Origin of the sequence: Streptomyces sp. CBMA123 (assembly GCF_014596465.1) — a bacterium.
Taxonomy (GTDB): Bacteria; Actinomycetota; Actinomycetes; order Streptomycetales; family Streptomycetaceae; genus Kitasatospora.
Genome location: NZ_MECK01000053.1, coordinates 1 through 22,063 on the forward strand (window position 1 = coordinate 1; position 22,063 = coordinate 22,063).

General features: G+C 74.4%; 27 protein-coding genes, 1 tRNA gene and 1 riboswitch. Of the genes, 19 read left to right on the top strand and 9 right to left on the bottom strand.

Features of this window, described 5'->3' with window-relative positions:
* From BG452_RS08880 to BG452_RS08890, 3 genes are all read left to right on the top strand, one after another.
* On the top strand, positions 1-633 hold a 633-nt coding region (locus tag BG452_RS08880; protein WP_188303659.1), incomplete at its 5' end, for a PrsW family intramembrane metalloprotease.
* A gap of 62 nt (positions 634-695) precedes the next feature.
* A tRNA-Met gene (locus BG452_RS08885) sits at positions 696-769 on the top strand.
* A 681-nt stretch (positions 770-1,450) separates the two neighbouring features.
* A complete protein-coding gene (locus BG452_RS08890) occupies positions 1,451-2,608 on the top strand; it encodes a hypothetical protein (protein ID WP_188303660.1) in 1,158 nt (385 codons plus the stop codon).
* Here the strand turns inward: BG452_RS08890 and BG452_RS08895 are convergent.
* From BG452_RS08895 to BG452_RS08915, 5 genes are all read right to left on the bottom strand, one after another.
* On the bottom strand, positions 2,605-3,051 hold the full coding sequence (locus BG452_RS08895) for a GNAT family N-acetyltransferase (RefSeq protein WP_188303661.1): 447 nt from the start codon (positions 3,049-3,051) through the stop codon (positions 2,605-2,607). The genes BG452_RS08890 and BG452_RS08895 overlap by 4 nt on opposite strands.
* Before the next feature lie 36 nt (positions 3,052-3,087).
* The gene (locus BG452_RS08900) at positions 3,088-3,333 is read right to left on the bottom strand and encodes a hypothetical protein (protein WP_188303662.1); all 246 of its coding nucleotides are present in this window, start codon (positions 3,331-3,333) and stop codon (positions 3,088-3,090) included.
* A gap of 114 nt (positions 3,334-3,447) precedes the next feature.
* Complete coding sequence (locus tag BG452_RS08905; protein WP_188303663.1) at positions 3,448-3,861, bottom strand: hypothetical protein; 414 nt, start codon at positions 3,859-3,861, stop codon at positions 3,448-3,450.
* Positions 3,862-3,980: 119 nt separating this feature from the next.
* Complete coding sequence (locus BG452_RS08910; RefSeq protein WP_188303664.1) at positions 3,981-4,724, bottom strand: sensor domain-containing protein; 744 nt, start codon at positions 4,722-4,724, stop codon at positions 3,981-3,983.
* A 148-nt stretch (positions 4,725-4,872) separates the two neighbouring features.
* A complete protein-coding gene (locus tag BG452_RS08915; protein ID WP_188303665.1) occupies positions 4,873-5,442 on the bottom strand; it encodes a GNAT family N-acetyltransferase in 570 nt (189 codons plus the stop codon).
* A 42-nt stretch (positions 5,443-5,484) separates the two neighbouring features.
* Here BG452_RS08915 and BG452_RS08920 point away from each other — a divergent pair, with 42 nt between their 5' ends.
* The gene (locus tag BG452_RS08920) at positions 5,485-6,357 is read left to right on the top strand and encodes a hypothetical protein (protein WP_188303666.1); all 873 of its coding nucleotides are present in this window, start codon (positions 5,485-5,487) and stop codon (positions 6,355-6,357) included.
* 139 nt (positions 6,358-6,496) lie between these two features.
* On the opposite strand, the gene BG452_RS08925 is transcribed toward BG452_RS08920, so the two are convergent.
* Positions 6,497-7,330: a M23 family metallopeptidase gene (locus BG452_RS08925; RefSeq protein ID WP_317620958.1), complete on the bottom strand. Its 834-nt coding sequence runs from the start codon at positions 7,328-7,330 to the stop codon at positions 6,497-6,499.
* 12 nt (positions 7,331-7,342) lie between these two features.
* Positions 7,343-7,501: riboswitch (cyclic di-AMP (ydaO/yuaA leader) on the bottom strand.
* A 196-nt stretch (positions 7,502-7,697) separates the two neighbouring features.
* Between BG452_RS08925 and BG452_RS08930 the strand changes: the two genes are divergently transcribed.
* The 11 genes from BG452_RS08930 (at position 7,698) to BG452_RS08975 (ending at position 16,914) form a co-directional block, all read left to right on the top strand.
* Entirely contained in the window at positions 7,698-7,988 is a 291-nt protein-coding gene (locus BG452_RS08930; RefSeq protein ID WP_188303667.1) for a YiaA/YiaB family inner membrane protein, read from the top strand.
* A gap of 93 nt (positions 7,989-8,081) precedes the next feature.
* Positions 8,082-8,906 carry an alpha/beta fold hydrolase gene (locus tag BG452_RS08935; protein ID WP_188303668.1) on the top strand — a complete coding sequence of 275 codons (825 nt, stop codon included), beginning with the start codon at positions 8,082-8,084 and terminating at the stop codon, positions 8,904-8,906.
* A gap of 73 nt (positions 8,907-8,979) precedes the next feature.
* Positions 8,980-9,549, top strand: a complete 570-nt coding sequence (locus tag BG452_RS08940) for a TetR/AcrR family transcriptional regulator (RefSeq protein ID WP_188303669.1) — start codon at positions 8,980-8,982, stop codon at positions 9,547-9,549.
* A 320-nt stretch (positions 9,550-9,869) separates the two neighbouring features.
* Positions 9,870-11,021: a PP2C family protein-serine/threonine phosphatase gene (locus BG452_RS08945; protein WP_188303670.1), complete on the top strand. Its 1,152-nt coding sequence runs from the start codon at positions 9,870-9,872 to the stop codon at positions 11,019-11,021.
* A 335-nt stretch (positions 11,022-11,356) separates the two neighbouring features.
* On the top strand, positions 11,357-12,604 hold the full coding sequence (locus BG452_RS08950; protein WP_223241958.1) for a sensor histidine kinase: 1,248 nt from the start codon (positions 11,357-11,359) through the stop codon (positions 12,602-12,604).
* 51 nt (positions 12,605-12,655) lie between these two features.
* On the top strand, positions 12,656-13,069 hold the full coding sequence (locus tag BG452_RS08955) for a roadblock/LC7 domain-containing protein (RefSeq protein WP_030289775.1): 414 nt from the start codon (positions 12,656-12,658) through the stop codon (positions 13,067-13,069).
* Positions 13,066-13,431, top strand: coding sequence for a DUF742 domain-containing protein (locus tag BG452_RS08960; RefSeq protein ID WP_188303672.1), 366 nt, complete (start codon positions 13,066-13,068; stop codon positions 13,429-13,431). The genes BG452_RS08955 and BG452_RS08960 overlap by 4 nt, the downstream gene beginning before the upstream one ends.
* Complete coding sequence (locus BG452_RS08965) at positions 13,409-14,035, top strand: GTP-binding protein (RefSeq protein WP_188303673.1); 627 nt, start codon at positions 13,409-13,411, stop codon at positions 14,033-14,035. Before BG452_RS08960 ends, BG452_RS08965 begins: the two co-directional genes overlap by 23 nt.
* Positions 14,032-15,516, top strand: a complete 1,485-nt coding sequence (locus BG452_RS47605) for a cytochrome P450 (RefSeq protein ID WP_317620959.1) — start codon at positions 14,032-14,034, stop codon at positions 15,514-15,516. The genes BG452_RS08965 and BG452_RS47605 overlap by 4 nt, the downstream gene beginning before the upstream one ends.
* A complete protein-coding gene (locus BG452_RS08970) occupies positions 15,501-16,586 on the top strand; it encodes a cytochrome P450 (protein WP_317620960.1) in 1,086 nt (361 codons plus the stop codon). The genes BG452_RS47605 and BG452_RS08970 overlap by 16 nt, the downstream gene beginning before the upstream one ends.
* A gap of 70 nt (positions 16,587-16,656) precedes the next feature.
* On the top strand, positions 16,657-16,914 hold the full coding sequence (locus BG452_RS08975) for a hypothetical protein (protein ID WP_188303675.1): 258 nt from the start codon (positions 16,657-16,659) through the stop codon (positions 16,912-16,914).
* 84 nt (positions 16,915-16,998) lie between these two features.
* Here BG452_RS08975 and BG452_RS08980 read toward each other — a convergent pair whose 3' ends face one another.
* Together BG452_RS08980 and BG452_RS08985 are read right to left on the bottom strand one after the other, a co-directional pair.
* Positions 16,999-17,826: an isocitrate lyase/phosphoenolpyruvate mutase family protein gene (locus tag BG452_RS08980; protein ID WP_188303676.1), complete on the bottom strand. Its 828-nt coding sequence runs from the start codon at positions 17,824-17,826 to the stop codon at positions 16,999-17,001.
* A gap of 11 nt (positions 17,827-17,837) precedes the next feature.
* Positions 17,838-18,353 carry a carboxymuconolactone decarboxylase family protein gene (locus tag BG452_RS08985; RefSeq protein ID WP_317620961.1) on the bottom strand — a complete coding sequence of 172 codons (516 nt, stop codon included), beginning with the start codon at positions 18,351-18,353 and terminating at the stop codon, positions 17,838-17,840.
* 138 nt (positions 18,354-18,491) lie between these two features.
* On the opposite strand from BG452_RS08985, the gene BG452_RS08990 reads away from it, so the two are divergent.
* The 3 genes from BG452_RS08990 (at position 18,492) to BG452_RS09000 (ending at position 20,626) form a co-directional block, all read left to right on the top strand.
* Positions 18,492-19,274, top strand: a complete 783-nt coding sequence (locus BG452_RS08990; RefSeq protein WP_188303677.1) for an NRDE family protein — start codon at positions 18,492-18,494, stop codon at positions 19,272-19,274.
* 125 nt (positions 19,275-19,399) lie between these two features.
* Positions 19,400-19,588, top strand: coding sequence for a hypothetical protein (locus tag BG452_RS08995; protein ID WP_188303678.1), 189 nt, complete (start codon positions 19,400-19,402; stop codon positions 19,586-19,588).
* Positions 19,589-19,708: 120 nt separating this feature from the next.
* On the top strand, positions 19,709-20,626 hold the full coding sequence (locus tag BG452_RS09000) for an undecaprenyl-diphosphate phosphatase (RefSeq protein ID WP_188303679.1): 918 nt from the start codon (positions 19,709-19,711) through the stop codon (positions 20,624-20,626).
* 68 nt (positions 20,627-20,694) lie between these two features.
* On the opposite strand, the gene BG452_RS09005 is transcribed toward BG452_RS09000, so the two are convergent.
* Positions 20,695-21,591, bottom strand: a complete 897-nt coding sequence (locus BG452_RS09005) for a sigma-70 family RNA polymerase sigma factor (RefSeq protein ID WP_188303680.1) — start codon at positions 21,589-21,591, stop codon at positions 20,695-20,697.
* Between the two features lie 129 nt (positions 21,592-21,720).
* Here BG452_RS09005 and BG452_RS09010 point away from each other — a divergent pair.
* The coding region (locus BG452_RS09010) for a GntR family transcriptional regulator (RefSeq protein WP_188303681.1) at positions 21,721-22,063 on the top strand (343 nt) is incomplete at its 3' end.

Consider the following 22,063-nt stretch of genomic DNA (forward strand, 5'->3'; position numbering starts at 1 on the left):
CGCCCGGCCGGCCCGCACGCCCGGGGCCGGCTGCGGCTCCGCCCCTACCTGCGGCCGCTGCCGTACCTCTGCCCGGCCCCGCCCTCCCCCGGCACGCCGCACCGCCGCTCCCGGCCGCGCACCCTGGCCGCCGGGGTGGTCCTCGGCGGGATGACGGCCTGCGGCTTCGCCTTCACCGAGAACGCGCTCTACCTGGGCCGGGCCTTCAGCACCGACCAGCGCAACCGGCTGGACAGCATCGGCCTGGGCGATCCGCCCAGCCTGCGCGACTTCGACAGCACCGTGCAGACCTTCGTGCTGCGCGCCCTGCTCTCCCCGTTCGCCCACCCGCTGTTCACCGCGCTCACCGGGATCGGCCTGGCCGTCGCCCTGACCAGCGGGCGGCGCTGGCTGGCCCGGCTGGCCGCGCCCGCCGGACTGCTGCTGGCGATGGTGCTGCACGGCACCTGGAACGCCGCCGCCGACCTCGGGACGGACGGGTTCCTGGTGGTCTACGGGGTGCTGATGGTGCCCTGCTTCGTGGCACTGGTCTGCTTCGCGCTCTGGGCCAGATCCCGCGCCACCCGGCACGCCGGGCGGCGCGGACGACGGCCCGTCCGGGGGGAGCGCCCGGGGGCGGCGCCGGGGTGCTGACGGGCCGCCCGACGAACCGATTTCCCATGACGGTGACATCTCTGTATTGTTGTGTTCACCGACGCGGGGTGGAGCAGCTCGGTAGCTCGCTGGGCTCATAACCCAGAGGTCGCAGGTTCAAATCCTGTCCCCGCTACTCAGTAGCCGAAGAGGCCCGGAGGATTCTTCCTCCGGGCCTCTTCGTATTCCCCGGCACGGGCGGAACACGGTCCCGCCGCGATCTGCCTCCTCCTGGGAGCCGGCACGGCCGCCTGCGGTGACAACAAGGACTCGGACAAGGCCGCCGCCCCCTCGACCACCGCCGCCGCCGCGCCCGCGACTCCCACAAGGTGAAGAGCGCCTGACCGGGCGGCCCCGGCTTCGAATAAATCCGTTGCCCTCCCGACCGGAGGCTGCCTACAGTGGCGGCACACTGAAGGGAGGTGATCCTGAATTGAGTTCCATCAGGATGCGTGAGGTGGCTGCTCGCTAGAGCCGCCCCTGCCTGCGCAGGGTGAGGCCCCTGGCCTCCGGCAGGCGAAATCCATAGCAGTCACCCGGTCCGCGGGCTCACCGGTACATCCCCGGTGCCGCGACGCCAGGCCAGTGCACGGGCCGGCGTCGCGGAGCAGCCCGCGGGCCGTCTGCGTTTCCGGCTCCCTGCGTTTCCGGCCTCGCCTTTCCGGCCCCCGGTGCTTCCGGGGCCTCCCACGTGGCCGGCCCCGTCGTAGCACCGGCGCCCCCGGGTCGTTCCCGTGGTGGGGCCGCGGCGCTAGAGTCGGCCCGGCCCCGCCACGGGAACGACGGGGCGCAGCGGCGCGGACACAGGGGGTGGGCGATGGCGAGGACACGGCGACGGGTCGGCACGTCGGCACAGCGGACGGCGCAGTGGACCGCGGCCGGGGTGCTGACCGGCACCGGACTGCTCGGGCTGCTGCTGTTCTCGCTCGGCCGGGAACACGCCTGGCAGGCGCTCGGCGGCGGCCTGGTGGTCGCCGGAGCCTCGACGGTGCTCGGCGGCGCGCTGGGCTTCCTGTTCGGGGTGCCCCGGGTGAAGAGCGGCTCCGGCGAGCCGCAGGGCTCGTACGCGCCGAACACCAACCTGGAGCAGGTCTCCGACTGGCTGACCAAGGTGCTGCTGGGTGTCGGGCTCACCCAGCTCGGCTCGCTCGGCGAGCGGCTGCACCAGCTCGGTACGGCGCTGGCGCCCGTGCTGGGCGACGCGGACGCCGCGGTGCCGTTCGCGGCCGCACTGGTGCTGTACTTCCTGGTCCTCGGCTTCCTGGCCGGCTGGCTGGTCACCCGGCTGGCGCTGCCGCGGGTGCTGACCGAGACCGACGAGGCGCTGGACCTCTTCCTGGCCGGGCAGGACCGCGACCGGCGGGGCGACAAGGTGGGCGCGGACGACCTCCGGGTGCGCGCGATGCAGCAGCTCGGGCTGCTCGGCGGCAGCGCGGACCAACCCGCCGCGCTGGCCGCGCAGTTGCCGCCCGCCTCGGGCTCCCCCGCCGGGCCGGAGGGCGTGGTGGCGGAGGTCCGCTCGACGGCGAAGCGCTCGGCGCTCACCGCCGACCAGGTGCGGGGCCTCTACACGGACGGCTCCGAGGGCCGCCGGATCCAGGCGCTCGCGCTGATGCAGGGCGATCCGTCGCTGGCGGACCTGCCGAGCGTGCTGGACGCGATCGAGCACCCGCGCTCGGGCTTCGAGCAGTACCACGCGCTGCTGGCCGCCCGGGGCCTGCTCTCCCGGCTGCCCGGCGCCGAGGCGCAGCGGCTGCGGGACGCGGTGACGGCGCAGCTGGTCGACCCGCAGGGCATCCCGTACGGGTCGGACCGCAGTTGGCTGGCGGAGAAGATCCTGTCCCGGCTGCAGGCGGCGGCTTTCGTCCCGGGGCAGGCGGCGGCCGCCGCGGACCCCGCGCAGGGCGCCGCCCCGCAGAGCAGTTCCCCGCAGAGCAGCTCCCCGCAGGCAAACTCCCCGCAGGTGAACTCCTAGACGGTGAAGCGCAGTTCGGGCTGTTCCCAGGGAGTCTTGGGCCGCGGCGGGCGGGTTCCGGTGCGCTCGGCGCCCACTTGCAGGTAGAAGCCCTCGGCGGGCGGGTGCGAGACGACCTTGACCGTGGCGATCCCGGCCGCCCGGGCCCGGGCGAGCATGTCCGTGATCAACGCCCGTCCGATGCCCAGCCCCTGGGCCTCGTCGGCGACGAACATCAGGTCCAGTTCGGCGGGTTCGTGGATCAGCGCGTAGAAGCCGAGCAGCCGGTCGTCGGTGTCGTCCACGGCCATCCGCACCTCGTGGCGCTCGACGTAGTCGGGCTTCACCAGGTAGCCGTCGATCATCGCGAAGTACGCGCCGCGGTAGGCGGTGGAGGCCTGGATCAGTGCGGTGAGCCGGTCGGCGTCGGCCGGCTGGGCGGGCCGGATCGTGGTCTCGCTCATGCGAGCGAGTATAGGGGCAGGCCCGGCTAGTGACCATTACGGAATGGTCGACGGCGACGACCAACGGAGGCGCCGGTCGACGGTCCGCAGGACCAGCACCCGCTGGGTGCGGCCGTCCCCGCGCGGCACCCGGCGGACCTCGCTGGCGATCCGGCGCTCGCCGAGCGCGTACCGCAGTCGGTCGAGGTGGCCGCAGTGGCGGCCCCGGCCGTCGTGCAGCGGCTGGACCCGCACCACACCGTCCGGGGCCGTCACCCGGACCAGTTCGGCGAGGGCGGCCAACTGGCTCTCCGGACCGAACAGTTCGGGGTAGGCGAAGATCAGGTAGCCGCTCAGGGTGAGGGCGAAGGCGCCGTCCGCGAAGGGCAGCCGGGGCAGCGCCGCGGCCAGGTAGCTCTACGGATGGGCGGCCGAGTCGGCGGCGAACAGCAGGCGGGCGCGGTCCCAGCTGCGCAGGTAGCGCTCGGGGCGGTGCGGGCGGCACCGGCGGGACGAGGGGTACAGGTGGGGGTGCGTGGCCATCGCGAGGGCCATCGACGCCCGGGCGGCCAACGCCCGGGCCTCGACCTCGGGCGGCGGCAGCGCGTACGCCGGGTCGACGGCGATCACCCGGCAGCCCAGCCCGCGCGCCTCGGCGGCCAGGCCCGCCGCGCCGCCCGGGCAGTCCAGCAGCGGGCCGGGCAGGGCGGCGAGCCGGGCGCGGGTGAGGCCGAACAGGGCGCAGTACTCGTCCAGCGGACGGGAGGTGACCAGGACGTCCGGGTCCGGGACGCACGCCGGGTCCGGGTCCGGGGCGGTGGCGGTGATCACCCGGTCATCCGAACACGGGCCCGCCCCGCCCGCATCCGGAGCACGGACGGGGGCGGGGCGGGGCGGGGGTGGAACGAGCACGGGGCGGGGGCGGGGGCGACGCGGGCAGGTGCCGGGGCTCAGCGGCCGAGCAGGCCCTGGGCGGCGGCCCGGTTGACGCCGGTCAGGCCGCGGACCATCTGCGCGGTGAGGAAGATCAGCAGCACCCCGATCGCCGAGAACGCGGCGATCTGCCCGGCACCCTCGACGTAGTAGGCGTGCCGGACGTGGTGGCTGTCGGTGAAGTCGAACAGCTGGTAGCCGCGCCAGGAGGTGTAGCGCGGGAACACCCACTGGTAGAGCGGGTAGAGCGCCATCGCCCAGCCCAGCAGCAGGAACGTCAGCGTCATCACGAAGCTGAACACCGCCCAGGGGAACATCACCAGCTGGTACAGCGCGGCCTTCCAGCCCGGCCCGTCGGCCAGCCGCGCGGTGATCGCGCCCCAGCTGCCCGGACGCTCCTGGCGCACCGGCGCCGGACCGGGCACGTCCAGGGCGAGCATCTCGCGCACCCGGGCCCGCTCCGCCCGGCCCAGGCCCCGGGAGACGCTGGTCAGGCCCGCCAGCACCGGCAGGCCGAGGACGGTGACGAAGGTGCCGATGCCGAAGGAGAACAGGGCGATCGCGACGGCGAAACCGACGATCGCGACCGGCAGACCGGTGAGCGCGTAGCCGACCTCCCGGTAGTAGTGGCCGGAGAACGGCGCCCGCCAGAAGCCCGGCGGCCGCTCGGTGCGGCGGGCCCCGGCCGGGCGGACGCCGTCGTCGCCGTGACCGCCCGGGGCATCCCACTCCTGATCCAGCGTGCTTCGGCTGCTGCTCATCTCCCGGATCCCGGCCCCTCGTTCGCGCTCACGTTCGTACCTGCTGACGTGTTCAAGTCTGGCCGGGGCGCGGCTCGGCAAACATCCGGAGGACCGGCGGATCGGGGGTGGGGTTAACCCCCGGCCCCGGCCCGCTACTGCCGGCCCGCTACTGCCGGCCGGACCATTCGTCGGCGAGCAGCGAGTACTGGTACGAGTCGCACCAGACCCCGCCCTTGAGCAGGTCGTGCCGGACCCGCCCCTCCAGCTGGAAGCCGAGCCGGGTGAGCACCTTGGCCGAGGCGGTGTTGTCCACGTCGACCCGGGCGGCCAGCCGGTGCAGGCCGAGCGGACCGAAGGACAACTCGCAGAGCAGTCCGGCGATCTCGCCGGCGTAGCCGAGGCCCCACACCCGGCGGCTCAGCACGTAGCCGAGGTAGGCGGAGCGGTACTTGCCGAGGGTGAGGCTGGCGTGCGCGACCGGCACGGCGTCCTCCGGGTCCTCGGCGTCCTCCCGGCGGACCACGGCGAGCCGGTAGGTGTCCCGCTCCTCGGCCATCGCCTCCTCCAGGTAGAGCTCGATCTGGTCGGCGCAGGTCTCCCGGTCGCGCGGTTCGAACGGCAGGTAGCGGGTGACCTCCGGGTCGCTGTACAGCGCGTGCAGCGCGTCCAGTTCCTCCGGGGTGTGGTGGTACTCGCGGACGGCCAACCTGGGGCCGAGGAGTCGTATCGGGACCATGGCTGCCGACCCTACCCGCGCCCGGCGGCTACCGTTCGGACCATGAACGACGAAGACCTGCGGCTCGCCCCGCGCACCAGGGCCGCCGACCTGCTCGCCTGGACGGCCGGGCAGGACCGGGCGCCGGTGGCCGAGGCGCCGCTGCGCGCGGTGCTGGCGCTGCTGGAGCTGGGCGAGGGCAGGATGCACGACGGCTGGCCCGAACTGACCTCCGACGCGGTGGAGCACCTGCTGTACGAAAGGCTCCACCTCTACGTCCAACCCGATCCGGAACAGGACCCGCTCGCCTACGGCGACGCCGTACGGCTGCTGGTCGACCACCAGCGGGCGGTCAAGCGGCTCAACGCCAAGCGCCAGGAGCGGCTGCACGCCGAGGCCGAGTGGCAGGGCGAGGTCGCGGCCGGACTGCTGCGCCGCGCCGACCTGGTGACCTGGCCCCGGCTCTACGCGGTGCTGCTGCACGCCCACGGGGTGGACGTCACGGACCCGGCGGCCGTCCGGGACTGGCTGGCCGGCTTCGCCGGGCTGAGCGAGGAGGAGCGGCTGGCCGGGTACGAGGCGCTGACGCCGACCGGCTGGCTGGACGAACCGGACGAGCAGGGCTGGGGGCCGGGTCGGGTGCTGTCGGTCGGCATGGCCACCGACGGCGCCCGGCGGCTGCTGGAGCAGGGCCTGATGCGGCGCAGCTACCGCAACCTGGCCGAGCTGAACGCGCTGGGGCGGCCGATGCCCGACGAGCTGGCCGGGGACTTCGAGGACTTCGAGGCGGCCGCCGCCGAGGTGGCGCTCGACCTGCTCGGCGACTGGACCGTGCCCGGGCTGCCACGGCTGCTGGTGGAGGAGTTCCCCGAGCTCGCGCCGGAGCCGGGAACGGCCGAGATCGACGCGTACCTGGCGCAGCTGCCGCCGGAGTGAGGTGCCGGAAGGGCCCCGGGCGGCGCGCCCGGGGCCCTGCTTCACGGTCTTACGGGGTCTCGCGGTCCTCACGAGGTCTCGCGGCCCTTACGGGTCTCGCGGCCCTGCGTTCCGCGGTCCTTTCGTGCTTTCGCGGTCCTTACGGGGTGAGGCCGCGCTGCTGGAGCCAGGTCTCCGGGTCGACGGGGGCGCCGCCGCCGGGGCGGACCTCCAGGTGCAGGTGCGGGCCGGTGACGTTGCCGGTCGCGCCGACCTTGCCGATCTGCTGGCCGGAGGTCACCGTGCCGGAGCCCTTGATGATCGAGGAGAGGTGGCAGTACCAGATCTCGGTGCCGTCGGGCAGGGTCTCGACGATCCGGTAGCCGTACGAGCCGGACCAGCCGGCCGAGGTGATGGTGCCCTGGCCGACCGCGAACACCGCGGTGCCGGTGTCGGCGGCGAAGTCCAGGCCGGTGTGCAAGTGGGCCCAGTAGCGGGCGCTCTGGCCGTAGTGGGCGGAGAGGCTGTAGTCCTTCACCGGCAGGGTGAGGGCGGCGGTCTTGGCCCGCTCGGCCTCCTCGGCGGCGCGCTTGGCCTCCGCCTCCTTGGCGGCGGCCTTGGCGCCGGCCTCCTGGGCGGCCTGCAGTCGGGCGCCCTCCTCGGCGGCGGTGCGCTGGCTGTCGGCCTGCTGCTGGATGCGGGCGGCGAGCGCGAGGCCGGGGTCGGCGGCCAGGGCGACCGGCGACTCGTCCGGGGCCTCGACGGCGGGCGCGGCGGCCGGGGTCGCGGAGGCGAAGCCGGTGGCTCCCAGGGTGGCGGCGACGGCGGTGACGCCGAGCAGCGGGGAGGCCCCGCGGGTCTGACGCGGCATCCGGTGGCGGTTGGCCTCGGCCTCCGGGGCGAACGCGTCCGGGCCGTCCGGGCCGGGGTGGTCGAGGAGCTGGGTACCGGCTGCGGGGCCGGCCGGGTGTGCCGGGGTGTGCGTCGACGCCACGGAGGCGTGCTCCTTTCCTTCCTTCGCGCCTACCGGGTTAGCTGACGGGTTCGGAGCAGGAAGGTCTCCTACGGCCGGGCCGGGGCCCCGCCGATTCACCCCAAGGAACGTGGTTCCCCGGCTCCCTGGCCTGCCCGGAGGCCGGCCGGCGGGATTAGGCGACGGCGCACGGTGCCGTCTGGGTACGGCATTGACGACCGCGCTGCGTTATCAGACGTTAATCCTAGGACGCCCTGATTCCAAGCCATCCGTCCGGGACGGCAGTGGAACAGGTGATCGGTCGTCAACGAACGACACCTCAGTCGCCTGGCTCATCTGAGTACTCCTACTCATGTGCAACCAGGCCGCCCCGGCACATCCTGGCGCCATGAGCGCACCGATGCAGTCACGGACCACGGCCGCGTACTACGTCCAGGCCGTCCTCTCCTTCGCCATCTCCGGCGTGACCCTCGCCGCCGGGATCGCCTACCTGCCCGTCGGCGGCTGGACCCGGGCCTTCCTCGGGATCGGCCTCCTCTACACCGTCACCTCCTCCTTCACGCTCGCCAAGGTGATCCGGGACCGGCAGGAGTCCTCGGACACCCTCGCCCGGGTGGACCAGGCCCGGCTGGACAAGCTGCTCAGCGAGCACGACCCGTTCAAGATCGAGGGGGCCTGAGCGGGTTCCCGAGCAAGGGCCCTTGACGGCTAAGGCTATTAGCCTTAGCTTTATGGCTATCGGCAGCACCGAGCGAGCCAGCGGAGGCCCACCATGAACGGCACCACCACCCCGAGCACCCAGTACCTCGACGTCCCCGGCGGCCGCCTCGCGTACGACGACACCCGGCAGGGCGACGGCACCCCCGTCGTCCTGCTCCCCGGCATGCTCGACTCCCGCCGCGCCTACCGGCACCTGCACCCGCTGCTCACCGCCGCCGGCCACCGGGTCATCACCATGGACCTGCGCGGCTTCGGCGAATCCTCCATCGTCTGGGACGACTACAGCCCCGCCGCCATCGCCACCGACGTCCTCGCCCTGCTCGACCACCTCGGCATCGAACGGGCCGTCCTGGTCGGCCAGTCCTACACCGGCGCGACGGTCGTCAAGGCCGCCGGGGACGCACCCCAACGGGTCGCCGGAATCGCCCTGATCGACGCCTTCGTCGAACACCGGGCCAACGCCCTCATGCGGGGCGTCATGGTCGTGATGGGCGCCGCCATGGTCCGGTGGCCCGCGGTCTGGGGCTACTACCTGCGCAAGATGGCCTACCCCGGCCCCCGCCCCGCCGACCTCGACGGCTACGTCGACGGACTGGTCGCCGCCCTGCGCAGCCCCGGCCGCAAGACCGCCACCCGCGGCCACGTCACCGGCGACTCCGCGCCGATCGGCTGGACCGCTGCCGTCCGCTGCCCCTCCCTCGTCCTGATGGGCAGCAAGGACCCCGACTTCCCCAAGCCGGAAGCCATCGCCGACCTCCAGGCCGAGAAGCTCGGTGCGCGGAAGATCATGATCGAAGGCTCCGGGCACTACCCGATGGCCGACAACCCCCGGGCCGTGGCCGACGCCCTGCTGCCCTTCCTCGCCGAACTCGCCTGATCCCGCCTGCCCCCTGCCTGATCCCTGCCTGACCCCGCCTGCCCCCCGCCCCCCGTACGGAGACCCCGAAGCCATGCCCCGCGTAGGACTGACCCCCGACCAGGTCGTCGACCACGCCCTCGCCCTCATCGACGACCAGGGCACCGAAGCCCTCACGCTCGCCTCCGTCGCCACCCGCGCCGGAGTCGCCACCCCCTCGCTGTACAAGCACGTCAGCGGCGGCCTCGCCGAACTGCGGCGGCTCATCGCCGTCCGGGTCACCGAGGAACTCGCCGACCGGCTCGCGGAAGCCGCCGTCGGCCGCAGCGGGGACGACGCGGTCACCGCCGTCCTGCGCGCCTACCAGGCCTACGCCACCGAACACCCCCACCGCTACAGCGCCCTCCCCCAGGCCCCCCAGCCCGACGACGACCTCACCCGCGCGGCCACCCGGCTCGTCGGCGTCATCGTCGCCGTCCTCCGCGAGTACGGCCTCGACGGCCCCGAGGTGATCCACGCCGCCCGCACCGTCCGCTCCCTCGCCCACGGCTTCGCCTCCCTCTCCATCGGCGGCGCCTTCCAACTCTCCGAAGACCTCACCACCACCCACGACCGCCTCATCACCACCCTCACCACCGGCCTCCGGGCGTGGCCCCAGCAGTAGCCGGAAGCCCGTGCCGCGCACCGGAAGTCGAACCGGCCGACTTCCGGTGCGCGCCGCTGGCGTCGGGCTCCCCTGCGGAGAGGGAGCCCCGCGCTGCTGGACGGCGGGCTCGGGCACGCGCGGGACGTCGGGCCCACCGACTTCTCGTGCTGGGAGGGCAGGGGCGAGGGGCCTGCCGACCGGCCGGCGCGGGGGAGGTCGGGTCCGTCGGCTTCTGGCTGCGGCGGGCAGCGGCCGGGGGCTGGGGGTGGAGGGGCTAGTGTGGCGGGCTGACTGGTGGTCATGACAGGGGACCGCCCACGCCTTGGCGGAGGTCCCAGGTGCCCGCACTGATAGCGAGGGTGCGGCGGTGGTACGGGCGGCTGCTGGACGGGGACGGCCGGGCGGGGCGGGTGGCGTTGGGCCTGCTGCTCGGGGTGACGGTCCTGCTGGGGGTGCTGCCGATCCTGTTGCCGTACGGGTGGCCGCCGTCGGCGCTGGTGCTGCCGGTGGTGGTGGGCGGGCTGGTGCTGCGGCGGGGACAGTTGCTGGTGCTGGTGTGCGCGGCGCTGGCGGGCAGCGTGCTGGGCGCGGTGGTGCAGGACCCGCGCGGGGTGCGGCTGGGGGTGTCGGTGGTGGTGGCCGCGACGGGGGCGACGGTGCTGACGGCGAACCGGTTCCGGCACCGGCTGGGGCTGCGCGGGACGCAGGGCGATTCGATGCTGCTGGAGCTGGCGGAGCACAACCGGGCGTTGGCGCGGCTGCCGGAGCGGCTGTTGGACTGGCACTTCGACAGCGCGCTGGCCCCGGTGGGGGGCGCCTCGTTCTCGGGGGACTTCCTGCTGTGCGCCCACCGCCCGGAGGAGGACCTGCTGGAGCTGGTGCTGGTGGACGTCTCGGGCAAGGGCAGTCGGGCGGCGGCCCGGTCGACGCACCTGTCGGGGGCGTTCGCGATGCTGCTGGGCCGGGTGCCGCCGGAGGCCTTCCTGCCGGCCGCCAACGACCACCTGGTCCGGATGGGCTGGGAGGACGACTTCGCGACGGCCGTCCATCTGGCGCTGCACCCGGCGACGGGCCGCTACCGGCTGTTCAACGCGGGCCATCCGCCGCCGGTGCGGTTCTGCGGGCGTTCCGGCTGGGTGCCGTCGGAGCACGGCGGTCCGGCGCTGGGGCTGGTGCCGGGGGCGCCGTACCCGGCGGTGTCGGGGCGGCTGGCGTACGGGGATTCGCTGCTGCTGTTCAGTGACGGCCTGGTGGAGGTGCCGGGCCGGGACCTGGACGAGGGCGTCAGCCGGCTGCTGACGGCGGCCGAGCCGGAGGTGCGCGCCCACCGGCCGCAGCAGTTGCTGGTCCGGGGGGCGGCGCAGCGGCTGGTGGAGGCGGTGGCGCAGGACGTGGCGGACGACCGGACCCTGGTGCTGGTGCGGCGGCTGGGAACGACCGCGGACCACGGATCCGGGGGACGAGGATTCAGTGCCCACTCCCGCCCGTAGCCCGATGCGCTGCGTGCGCCTGCTGCTCCTGCACCGGGTGGGGCCCGTTCCGTAGCGCCCACCGGATCGTTCACCTGCACCGAATGTCGCACGTTCAACAACATGGTGCACACAAGTCCCCCACATCCCAGGGTGCGAACCGGCCACCACCCGTCACACCAGAGGGGGGCGAAGGGCCCTGGACGAACGACCGGGCACCTCGTCAGGGGCCCGGGATCGCGTCCGAACGACGCGGGAATGACGGTGTATTGACTCGATATTGACGAGATCCGGTCACTTGGCGAGATCCGTTCACACCTTCGTAGGATCATCGCCCTAGAATTCGCCGCGTGACGATGACTCAGTGGTGCGCAACGGCTACCGGCGTGCTCGCCGTCCTCGCCCTCGTGGCCGCCGCGCGGTACCGCGCCGTGTCCGTCACCCAGCGCGGCCGGGCCGACCGACTGGACGGCGAACTCACCCGGCTCCAGGAACAGCTGACGGCCGAACTCTCCCGCCGGGGCGCCGACCTGGCCGCCGTCCAACAGGAGCAGGAGCACACCGCCTCCACCCAGCGGGCCTTCCTCAGCGTCGCCCGCCGGATCCTCGTCATGGCCCACGACCAGCAGGCCCTGCTCGACGAGATGGAACGCACCCACGACGACCCGGCGCTACTGGAGGGCCTGCTCAAGGCCGACCACGCCGCCGCCCAACAAGCCCGGCTGGCCCAGACCCTGGCCGTGCTGTGCGGCGCCCGGGCCGGCCGGCACTGGCCGGAACCGGTCTCGCTGGAGGACGTGGTGCGCGGCGCCCAGTCGCGCATCCTGCCGTTCCAGCGGGTGGTCGTGCGCAGCCGGATCGAGACCGCGGTGGTCGGCGCCGCCGCCGAGGCGCTGATCCACGCCATCGCCGAGCTGCTGGACAACGCCACCCGCTACTCCCCGCCCAGCACCCAGGTGTTCGTCACCCTGATGCCGGTACACAACGGCGCCGTCATCGAGATCGACGACGGCGGGGTCGGCATGCCGGACCAGGCCGTCGCCAAGGCCGCCGCCGCGCTCGCCGGGGGCAGCAGCCTGGAGGTCTCCCGGCTCGGCGAGCTGCCGCAGCTGGGGCTGGCCGCGGTGGGCCGGCTCGCCGAGAGCTACGGCTTCCGGGTCACCCTCAGCTCGGCGCCCTCACCGTACGGCGGGGTGCGGGTCGTGGTGCTGCTGCCGAACGCCCTGCTCACCGAGCCGCTGCCGCCCACCGTCCCCGGACTCGGGCCGGACGACCGGGCGTTCAACCCCGGCCCGCGAGCGGTCACCGGCTTCGACCACTCCGACTTCGACCATCCCGGCTTCGACCGCCCCGGCACCGGCCACCCCATGCTGGAGACCCCGCCCGGGCCCCCCGCGGCCGGCGACACCCCGCCGCCGCTGCCCCGCCGCAGCCACCGGCGCGACCGCGCGAACCGCCCCGCCCAGCACGCCGCTCCCCCACCCCCGCCCGAGCCGCCGTACCGCTCGGCCCGGGACGCGCAGGCGTTCATGGCGATGTTCCAGGCCGGGACCGCCAGCGGCCGCTCCGCCGCCCGCGGCCAGACCCCGCCCGGCCCCCACTGACCCTCCCGCTCCCCGACTTCCCCCGACTTCCCCAGCGCTCCGGAGAGTTCCATGACCACCACCCCCGATCTCGGCTGGCTGCTCGCCGACATCATCGCCGTCCCCCAGGTCCAGCACGCCGTCGTCGTCTCCAACGACGGCCTGGAGATCGGCCGCAGCGCCGACATCGCCCGCGAGGACGCCGAACGGCTCGCCGCCGCCTGCTCCGGCCTGCAGTCGCTGGCCCGCGGCGTCGCGGCCGGCTTCGGCGGCCCCGGCAGCGCCACCCGCCAGATCATCATCGAGTACGGCGGCGGCTACCTGTTCATCGTCGCCGCCGGGGCCGGCGCCCACCTGGCCGTGGTGACCAGCGAGGCGGTCGACGCCGGACTGGTCGCGTACCAGATGCAGGTCCTGGTCGAGCGGATCGGCACCCACCTCACCAGCCCGCCGCGCGTCGACCACGCGGCGGGGGGCCACCGGTGAACGGGCCGGTCCGGCCCTACGTCATCACCGGCGGGCGCAGCCGCCCCACCCGCGCCGACCTCGCCGTCGAGAGCCTGGTCAGCGCCCTGCCCGGACCATTAGGGCAGCCCGAACCACCGGCACTGCCCGAACACGCCCTGCTCAACCGGGAGCACCGGCGCATCCTCGGGCTCTGCCACAGCCTGCTGTCCGTCGCCGAGGTGGCGGCCCACCTGGGGCTGCCGCTCGGCGTCGTCAAGGTGCTGGTCGGCGACCTCTGGGACCTCGGCGCCGTGCAGGTGCTCCCGCCCGTCCCGCAGGCCGAACGCCTGCCCACAACCCTCCTGGAAGAGGTGCTCGTTGGCCTCCGCCAACTCCGCTGAAGCCCCCGCCTCCCGGCCGGCCGGTCCGCAGTACCTGCCGTCCTCGGTGCAGGGCGCGGTGAAGATCCTGGTCACCGGCCCGTTCGGGGTCGGCAAGACCACCCTGGTCGGCTCGCTCAGCGAGATCACCCCGCTGCGCACCGAGGAGACCATGACCGCCGCCAGCAGCGGCGTGGACGACCTCACCGGGCGCAGCGGCAAGACCACCACCACGGTCGCGCTGGACTTCGGCCGGATCACGCTCAACTCCCGGCTCGCGCTGTACCTGTTCGGCACGCCCGGGCAGCAGCGGTTCTGGCCGCTGTGGGACGACCTGTCGCGCGGCGCGCTCGGCGCCATCGCGATGGTCGACCTGCGCCGCCCGGACGAGAGCTTCGACGTGCTCGGCCGCCTGGAGGAGCAGCGCATCCCCTTCGCGGTCGCCGTCAACACCTTCCCGGACACGCCGAGCTACCCGGAGGAGGAGCTGCGCTCGGCACTGGACCTGCTGCCGGACGTGCCGATCCTGTTCTGCGACGCCCGGGACCGGCGGCAGTCCTACGACCTGCTGATCGACTTCGTCGACCACCTGCACCGCAGCTCACTCCTGGAGCTGCAGCCGTGACCGCGCCCGAACCGCCGCGGGCAGCCGGCTGCCCGGTCGCGCACGGTGCCGGCGCCCCCTACGGCACCCCGCACGGCAGCGGACTGCCCGTCGGCGTCCCGCTCACCCCGCTGTACGGCCAGGCCGTCGCCGACGACCCGCACGGCCTGTACGCCCGGCTGCGCGAACGCTACGGACCGGTCGCGCCGATCGAGCTGGAACCCGGGGTGGAGGCCTGGCTCGTCCTCGGCTACCCCGAACTGCTCGAACTCACCCGCAACGAGGCCCTGTTCTCCAAGGACTCGCGGCACTGGCGGGTCCCCGCCGAGGGCCGGCTCGCCCCCGACTCCCGGCTGCAGCCGATGACCGCCTGGCGTCCCACCCTGCTCAACCTGGACGGCGCCGAGCACCAGCGGCTGCGCGCCGCCGTCTCGGACACCCTCGCCCAGATCGACCACCGGCAGCTGCGCGAGACCACCGAGGCCGCCGCCGACGGCCTGATCGACAGCTGGGGCCCGGACGGCACCGCCGACCTGATCGGCCAGTACGCCCGCGCGCTGCCGCTGCTGGTCTCCACCCAGCTGGTCGGCCTGCCCGCCGGCAGCGGGCCCCGGATGATCGAACTGATCAGCCACTTCGTCGACAGCGGACCCGAATCGGTGCGCGCCGCCGGGGAGTTCCAGACCACCCTGACCGAACTCGTCCGGCACCGCCGCGCCGCGCCCGGCGCCGACCTCACCTCCTGGCTGCTCGCCCACCCGGCCGGGCTGACCGACGAGGAGGCGGCGCACCACCTGGTCGTGATGATGGTCGCGGGCAACGAGACCTGCATCAACTGGATCGGCAACACCCTGCGGCTGCTGCTCACCGACCGCCGCTTCCGGGCCACCCTCACCGGCGGGCGGCTCACCGTCTCCGACGCGCTGGAGGAGGTGCTCTGGCGCGACCCGCCCACCCAGAACTTCCCCGGCCGCTGGGCCACCGGCGACACCGTGCTCGGCGGCCAGTACGTCAGCGCCGGCGACATGCTGGTACTCGGCCTGGCCGCGGCCAACGCCGACCCGGCCGCCCAGGGCGCCGCCTCCGCCACGCAGGGCTCGCTCGGCGGCAACCGGGCCCACCTCGCCTGGGGCGCCGGCAAGCACGTCTGCCCGGCCCAGCACCCGGCCCGGATCATCGTCGAGACCGCCGTCGAAACCCTGCTGCACCGGCTGCCCGACCTCCAACTGGCCGTACCGCCGAGCGAGTTGGCCTGGCGGCCGTCCCCGTGGTCACGGGCCCTGGTCGCCCTCCCGGTGCTGTACAGCGCCTTCACCCCGCCCCGCCCGCCAGCCCCCGAGAGGCCCGCATGGACACCGCCGACGACTTCCGCGGCACCCGCCCCGAGCCCGTCCGGCTCGACCCCTTCGGACGCGACCAGCACGGAGAGAACGCCCGCCTCCGGGCAGCCGGTCCGGCCGTCCTGGTGGAACTCCCTGGTGGGGTGGTGGTCTGGGCGGTAACCCACCACGACACCCTCCAGGCGCTGCTGGCCGACCCCCGGGTCGGCAAGAACCCCCAGCTGTGGGACACCTTCCGGGAGGGCCGGCTGCCGTACGGCTGGCCGCTGCTCAACTTCGTCGTGGTGCCCGGCATGATCACCGCCGACGGCGAGGACCACAAGCGGCTGCGCGGGCTGGTCAGCCTGGCCTTCACCCCGCGCCGAATAGCCGCGCTGGCCCCCGCGATCGAGGCCCGGACCGTCGCCCTGCTGGACCGGGTGGCCGAGCTGGACGGCGAGTTCGACCTGCGCGAGCACTTCGCCTACCCGCTGCCGATGCAGGTGATCGGCGAACTGCTCGGGCTCGCCGCGGAGCAGCAGGACCAACTCCACGCCCTGTCCGACACCCTGGTCTCCAGCTCCGCCACCCCGGACGCGGCCCTCGCCGCCCAGCGCGACCTGAACGCGCTGCTGGCCTCGGTGGTCGCCGCCAAGCGGGCCGCCCCCGGCGACGACCTGACCACCGACCTGATCGCCGCCCGCGAGGCCGGCGACGGGCTCAGCGAGGCCGAACTCGTCGGCACCCTGCTGCTGATGCTGGTCGCCGGGCACGAGACCACGCTCAACCTGATCACCAACGCCGTCCGGGCCCTGCTCGCCCACCCCGACCAGCTGCGACTGGTGCTGGACGGCAGCCGGCCGTGGTCCGCGGTGGTGGAGGAGACCCTGCGCTACGACTCGCCCGTCGGCCAGTTCCCGCTGCGCTACGCGAGCGAGGACATCGCGGTCGGCGACGTGGTGATCCGGCGCGGCGAGGCGCTGCTCGCCTCCTACGCCGCGGCCGGCCGCGACGCCGGGCACTACCCGGACGCCGACCGCTTCGACCTCACCCGGCAGCCCGCCCGGCACCTCTCGCTCGGCCACGGCCCGCACTTCTGCCTCGGCTCGGGGCTGGCCCGGCTGGAGGCCGAGACGGCGCTGCGGCACCTGTTCGGGCGGTTCCCGGGGCTGGCCCTGGCGGCGGGCGAACGGCCGGAGCCGATCGGCTCGTTCGTCAGCAACAGCGTGCGGACCCTGCGGGTGACGGCCTGAAACGCGGGGACCGAGGGTGACGGTCACCGTCACCCGGTTACCTGAGGGCGGCCCGGTCGTTCGGCAGGGCATGAAGAAACTCGCCACCCTGGCCGCCCTCACCATGGCGGGCCTCGCCCTCGCCGTCCCGGCGGCCTCCGCCACCAGCCAGACCGCCAGCTCGCCGGACGCCACCGGCGGCCTCACCGACGGTCTCACCCTCTCCCCCGCCGACCTCGCCCTGCAGACCGCGGGCAAGCTCCCGGTCGTCGGGCACACCGCCGACGAGGTGGAGGCCATCGGCACCAACCAGATGAGCCACCCGGGGCTCAGCGGGCAGATCGGCTGACCGACCCCCGTCCGGCCAGCCGATCCGTCCCTTCACCGTCCGCTTCCGTCCGCAGTTCCGTCCGCGGCCGGTCCCGGCCGGCGCTCAGCCCCGGAACAGGCCGTTGAGCTCCGGGTAGGTCAGCCCGCCGTCCAGGGAGGTGTACGTGCCGCTCGCGTACACCTCCTCGGCCGCGCGGCGGACCGCCGCGTACGCCACCCTGGCCAGGCCCGGGCCCAGGCTGATCCGGGCCACCCCGAGCTTCGCCAGCTCGGCCACCGACGGAGAGCCGGGGCCGGCCAGCACGTTCAGCGGGGCCGGGACGGCCGCGACCAGCGCGGCGATGGTCTCCGGGTCGGCGACGCCGGGGACGAACACGCCGTCCGCGCCCGCCTCGACGTACGCCCGCAGCCGGCGGACCGCCTCGTCCAGCCGGCCCTCGGGCTCGCCCAGGGCGTGCAGGAAGACGTCGGTGCGGCCGTTGACGAAGAGCGGGACGCCCGCCGCGTCCGCCGCCGCCCGGGCCGCCGCGATCCGCTCGGCGGCCTGCGCCGGGGTGTACTCGGCGTCCTCCAGGTTCACCCCGACCGCGCCGGTGGCGAGCAGCGCGGTGACGGTCGCGCCGACCCCGGCCGGGGTGTCCGCGTAGCCGCTCTCCAGGTCCGCGGTGACCGGCAGGTCGACCGAGCGGACCACCTCGGCGGTACGGGCCAGCACCTGGTCCCGGTCGGCGCCGCCGCCGTCCGGGCTGCCGAGCGACCAGGACACGCTGGCACTGGCCGTCGCCACCGCCCGCGCCCCGGCGCCGGCCACCAGCCGGGCGCTCGCCGCGTCCCACACGTTGGCCAGCACCAGCGGCTCGCCCGGGCGGTGCAGCTCCCGGAGCAGCCGGGCCTTCTCCTGCTGGGCGGCCCTCTCCCGCTGCGTGGTCATCGCGGCCCCGCTCACTTCGCGGCCGGGCTCATGCGGGTGGACACGCCGATCCGGTTCCAGGCGTTGATGGTGGTGATCAGCGCGATCAGCTGGGCCAGCTCGGCCGGCTCGAACTGCGCGGCGGCCTCGTCGTACACGGCGTCCGGCACATGCCCCCGGGTCAGCAGGGTGACCGACTCGGTGAGGGCGAGGGCGGCGCGCTCACGGGCGGTGAACCAGGGGGTCTCGCGCCAGGCGGGGAGCGAGAGCAGGCGGTGGTCCTGCTCGCCGTTCTTGCGGGCGTCGGTGGCGTGCATGTCGATGCAGAAGGCGCAGCCGTTGATCATCGAGGCGTGCACCTTGACCAGCTCGGCGAGGGCCGGGTCCAGACCCTCCCGGGACGCCCGGTCCACGGCGATCATCGCCTGGTAGAAGGCGGGGGCGAGCCTCGCCATCGGGAGGCGCTGCGCGGGGGCGGGCACGTGGGCCGCGGCCCCGCTCGTCCCGGTCTCGTTCTGGGTCTCGTTCTGGGTCTCGTTCGTCGTCACGGTCGCCAGCCTAGGAGCCCGCCGGCCCCCGCCCGTGGTGCATTCGACGACCGGTTCCTTGGGCCACTTCCGGTGCGCGAACAGGCGTGCGAAGATCGCTGGTGGATCTTCGGAACGACCAGGTCAGGGGGACGGGCCGTGTGCACCGCGTTCGTCAGCATCGAGCCTGATTCAGCGGTGCCGGTGCTGCTGCTGTCCGTCCGGGACGAGTACCTCGGACGCGCCTGGCAGCCCCCGGGCCACCACTGGCCGCAACGCCCCGGACTCGTCGGCGGACTGGACCTCGCGGCCGGCGGCACCTGGCTGGCCGCCGACCCCGACCGGCGCACCGCCGCCTGCCTGCTCAACGGCTTCGGCCCGCTCGCCCCCGCCACCACCCGGCTCAGCCGCGGCGGACTGCCGCTCACCGCCGTGCGCGAGGGCGGCATCGGGCACCTCGACCTCACCCCGTACGACCCCTTCCACCTCGTCCAGATCCACCCGGACGGCGCCCGGGTCACCAGCTGGGGCGGCGGCGGACGACCCGCCGAACACCAACTGCCCACCGGGCTCAGCGTGGTGGTCAACGACGGACTGGAGGGGACGGCCGCCAGCCGCACCGCCTCCGAGCGGATCCGCTCCCTGATGGCCGCGCGCGCCGACCACTTCCGGGCCCGCCTGCTCGCCGAGCCCCGGCCCGAGCCGACCGCCGGCGGGACGACCGAAGAAGCCTGGGGCGGCTGGCTGCCGATCATCACCGGCGACGGACTGGCCCTGGACGCGGACGCCGCGCTGATCCAGCGCCGGGACTTCGGCGACGGACGGATCTGGGGCTCCTCCTCGATCTCGCTGCTGGCGCTCGGACCGGAGCTGCTGCGCTACGACTTCGCCACCGCGCCGGTGCCGGCCGACGGATCGGGCTGGCGGCGGGTGGCGGTCTGAACCGGGCCGGGGCCTGCACCGGGCGGAGGCTGAACCGCTCACTCCCGAAAAGGACTTGAGCTTGACGCTACGGGAGGCGGCATCGTGGGCGGGGCGTCGACCCCTCGCCCCGATGGAGGCCCCCGATGGACCGCCGGCCCCGGCTGTGCGCCGTACTGACCGTCGCGCTGCTGCTCGGCGGCACCCCGCTCGCGGCGACCGCCGGGGTGGTGCTCGGCCGGGCCGTGCAGCAGGCCGTGCCCGCCGGACTGCCGGGCGCCGTCACCGGGTTGCTGGTCCACCGGGTCGCCGGTCCACCGGCTCGGGGCCGATGACACCCGGACATACGCTCGATGAACTTCTGGCGGCGGGGCTGCCAGGCGTCTACATGCCCGTAGTAGCTTCGCGGAGGCCACCGAATCCACCGGCCGCAGACCCCAGAGCGAAGGTGCGCGATGTCCACCCTGACCTACCCGGAAGCGATAGGCGTCGGCCTGCTGCAGGGTGTGACGGAACTCTTCCCGGTGTCCAGCCTGGGCCACAGCATCCTGCTCCCGGCCGTGATCGGCGGGAAGATCCAGCAGGACCTCGACATGACCGCCGACGGCTCCTCCTACCTCGCCGCCCTGGTCGCCCTGCACCTGGCCACCGCGCTCGCCCTGGTGGTGTTCTTCTGGCGGGACTGGGTCCGGGTGGTCAGCGGACTGGCCGGCTCGATCCGGCACCGCCGGGTGCAGACCCGGGACGAGCGGCTCGCCTGGCTGCTCATCATCTCCACCATCCCGGTCGGCGTGGCCGGCCTCGTCCTGGAGAAGGCCCTGCGGCACGCGCTCGGCAAGCCTCTGCCGGCCGCCGTCTTCCTCGCCGTCAACGGGCTGGTGCTGCTCGGCGCCGAACGGCTCAAGCGCGGCGGCAGCGGCCGGCGCCGGGCCGGGCACGCCGCCCCCGTCGACGAGCCCGGACTGGACCCGGCGATCGCCTCCGACGTCCGGCTGACCAGGCTCGGCTACGGCCAGGGCGCCTGGATCGGCGCCGCCCAGATCCTCGCGCTGTTCCCCGGCATCAGCCGCTCCGGCGTCACCATGAGCGCCGGCATCCTGCGCGGACTCCACCACGAGGACGCCGCCCGGTTCTCCTTCCTGCTCGCCACCCCGGTCATCCTGGCCGCCTCGGTGCTGAAGGTGCCCGAGCTGTTCAAGCCGGAGAACTCCGCCGTGCTCGGCCCGGTCGCGGCCGGCAGCGTCGCCGCCTTCGTGGCCGGCTACATCTCGGTGCGCTTCCTCACCAAGTACTTCGAGACCCGCAGCCTGACGCCGTTCGCGGTGTACTGCTTCCTGGCCGGACTGGGCAGCGCGATCTACCTGTCCGTCTGATCCCCGCTCCAGGGCCGCCACGGGCCGCCCGGCAGGTCGCCGGACGGCCCGTCCGCGTTCCCGTACGGCTACCCGGTGAGGCCCAGCGCGGCCAGCCGGACCGGGTCGGTGAGGATGTCCAGACCGGTGATCCGGCCCCCGTGGATGGTGAACGACATGACCGACAGCGCACGGCCGTCGGCGAAGGACACCACCCCGGGCGAGCCGTTGACCAGCACCGGGCGCCCGTCGGCGGCGAACCGGGCGAAGGCGATCGCCTGGGAGGCCACCTCGGCCGCGCCCCGGCGCAGCACGCTCGGCACCAGCGCGCCGCCGTCGGACCGGGCCACCACCTCCGGGTCGAGCACCGTCATCAGGGCGTCGAAGTCACCGCCCCGGGCGGCGGTCAGGAAGGCCTCCACCACCGCGCGCTTGCGGACCTCGTCCGCGTCGGCGGCCGGGGTGGCGCCCTGGACCCGGCGGCGGGCGCGGCTGGCCAGCTGGCGGGTCGAGGCGGCGGTGCGGCCGAGCACCTCGGCGATCCCGTCGAAGGGCACCTCGAACATGTCGTGCAGCACGAAGGCCACCCGCTCCGCCGGGGAGAGCGTCTCCAGCACCACCATCAGCGCGATCCCCACCGAGTCGGTGACCAGGATCTCGTGCACCGGGTCCGGCGCCGCCAGCCCGCTCACCACCGGATCCGGCAGCCGCACCTGCCCCTCCTGCTCGGGCAGCGGATCCTCCCGGCGGGAGGCCCGGGAGCGCAGCTGGTCCAGGCAGACCCGGCCGACCACGGTGGTCAGCCAGGCCCCCAGGTTGCGCACCTCGCCCACGTCACTGCGGCTCAGCTTCAGCCACGCCTCCTGCACGGCATCCTCGGCCTCGGCGACCGAACCGAGCATCCGGTAGGCCACGGACCGCAGTTGGGGGCGCTCCGCCTCGAACTGCGCGGCCAGGAGATCCGCTCCGGAAAGTTCCCCGCTCATCTGTCACATCCTCGCGTCGGGATCCGTCGGTCCAGTGACGGACGCTAACCGAACCGGAGAAGAGCACGATGACCACCACCACGCCCGCCGGCGCCACCTGGTGACCGCCGGCCACGCCAGAATGGGTCCGTGAACGGCTCCTGGACCTCCTTCGGCGGCGACCTGCACCTGGACCTCACCGAGCGGCGCGCCGCCGGCGCCGGGCTGCGGGCCGCCCTGGAGGACGCCCTGCGCGAGGCCGTCCAGGACGGGCGGCTCGCGCCCGGCACCCGGCTGCCGTCCTCCCGGGCCCTCGGCGAGGACCTCGGCATCGCCCGCAACACCGTGGTCGAGGCGTACGGGCAGCTCGCCGCCGAGGGCTGGCTCAGCTCCCGGCAGGGCTCCGGCACCACCGTCGCCCGGCGGGCCGTGCCCGTCCGGGGCGAACGGGCCGCCCCGGCCCGGGAGCGGCGGCGCACCGCCCGGCACGACC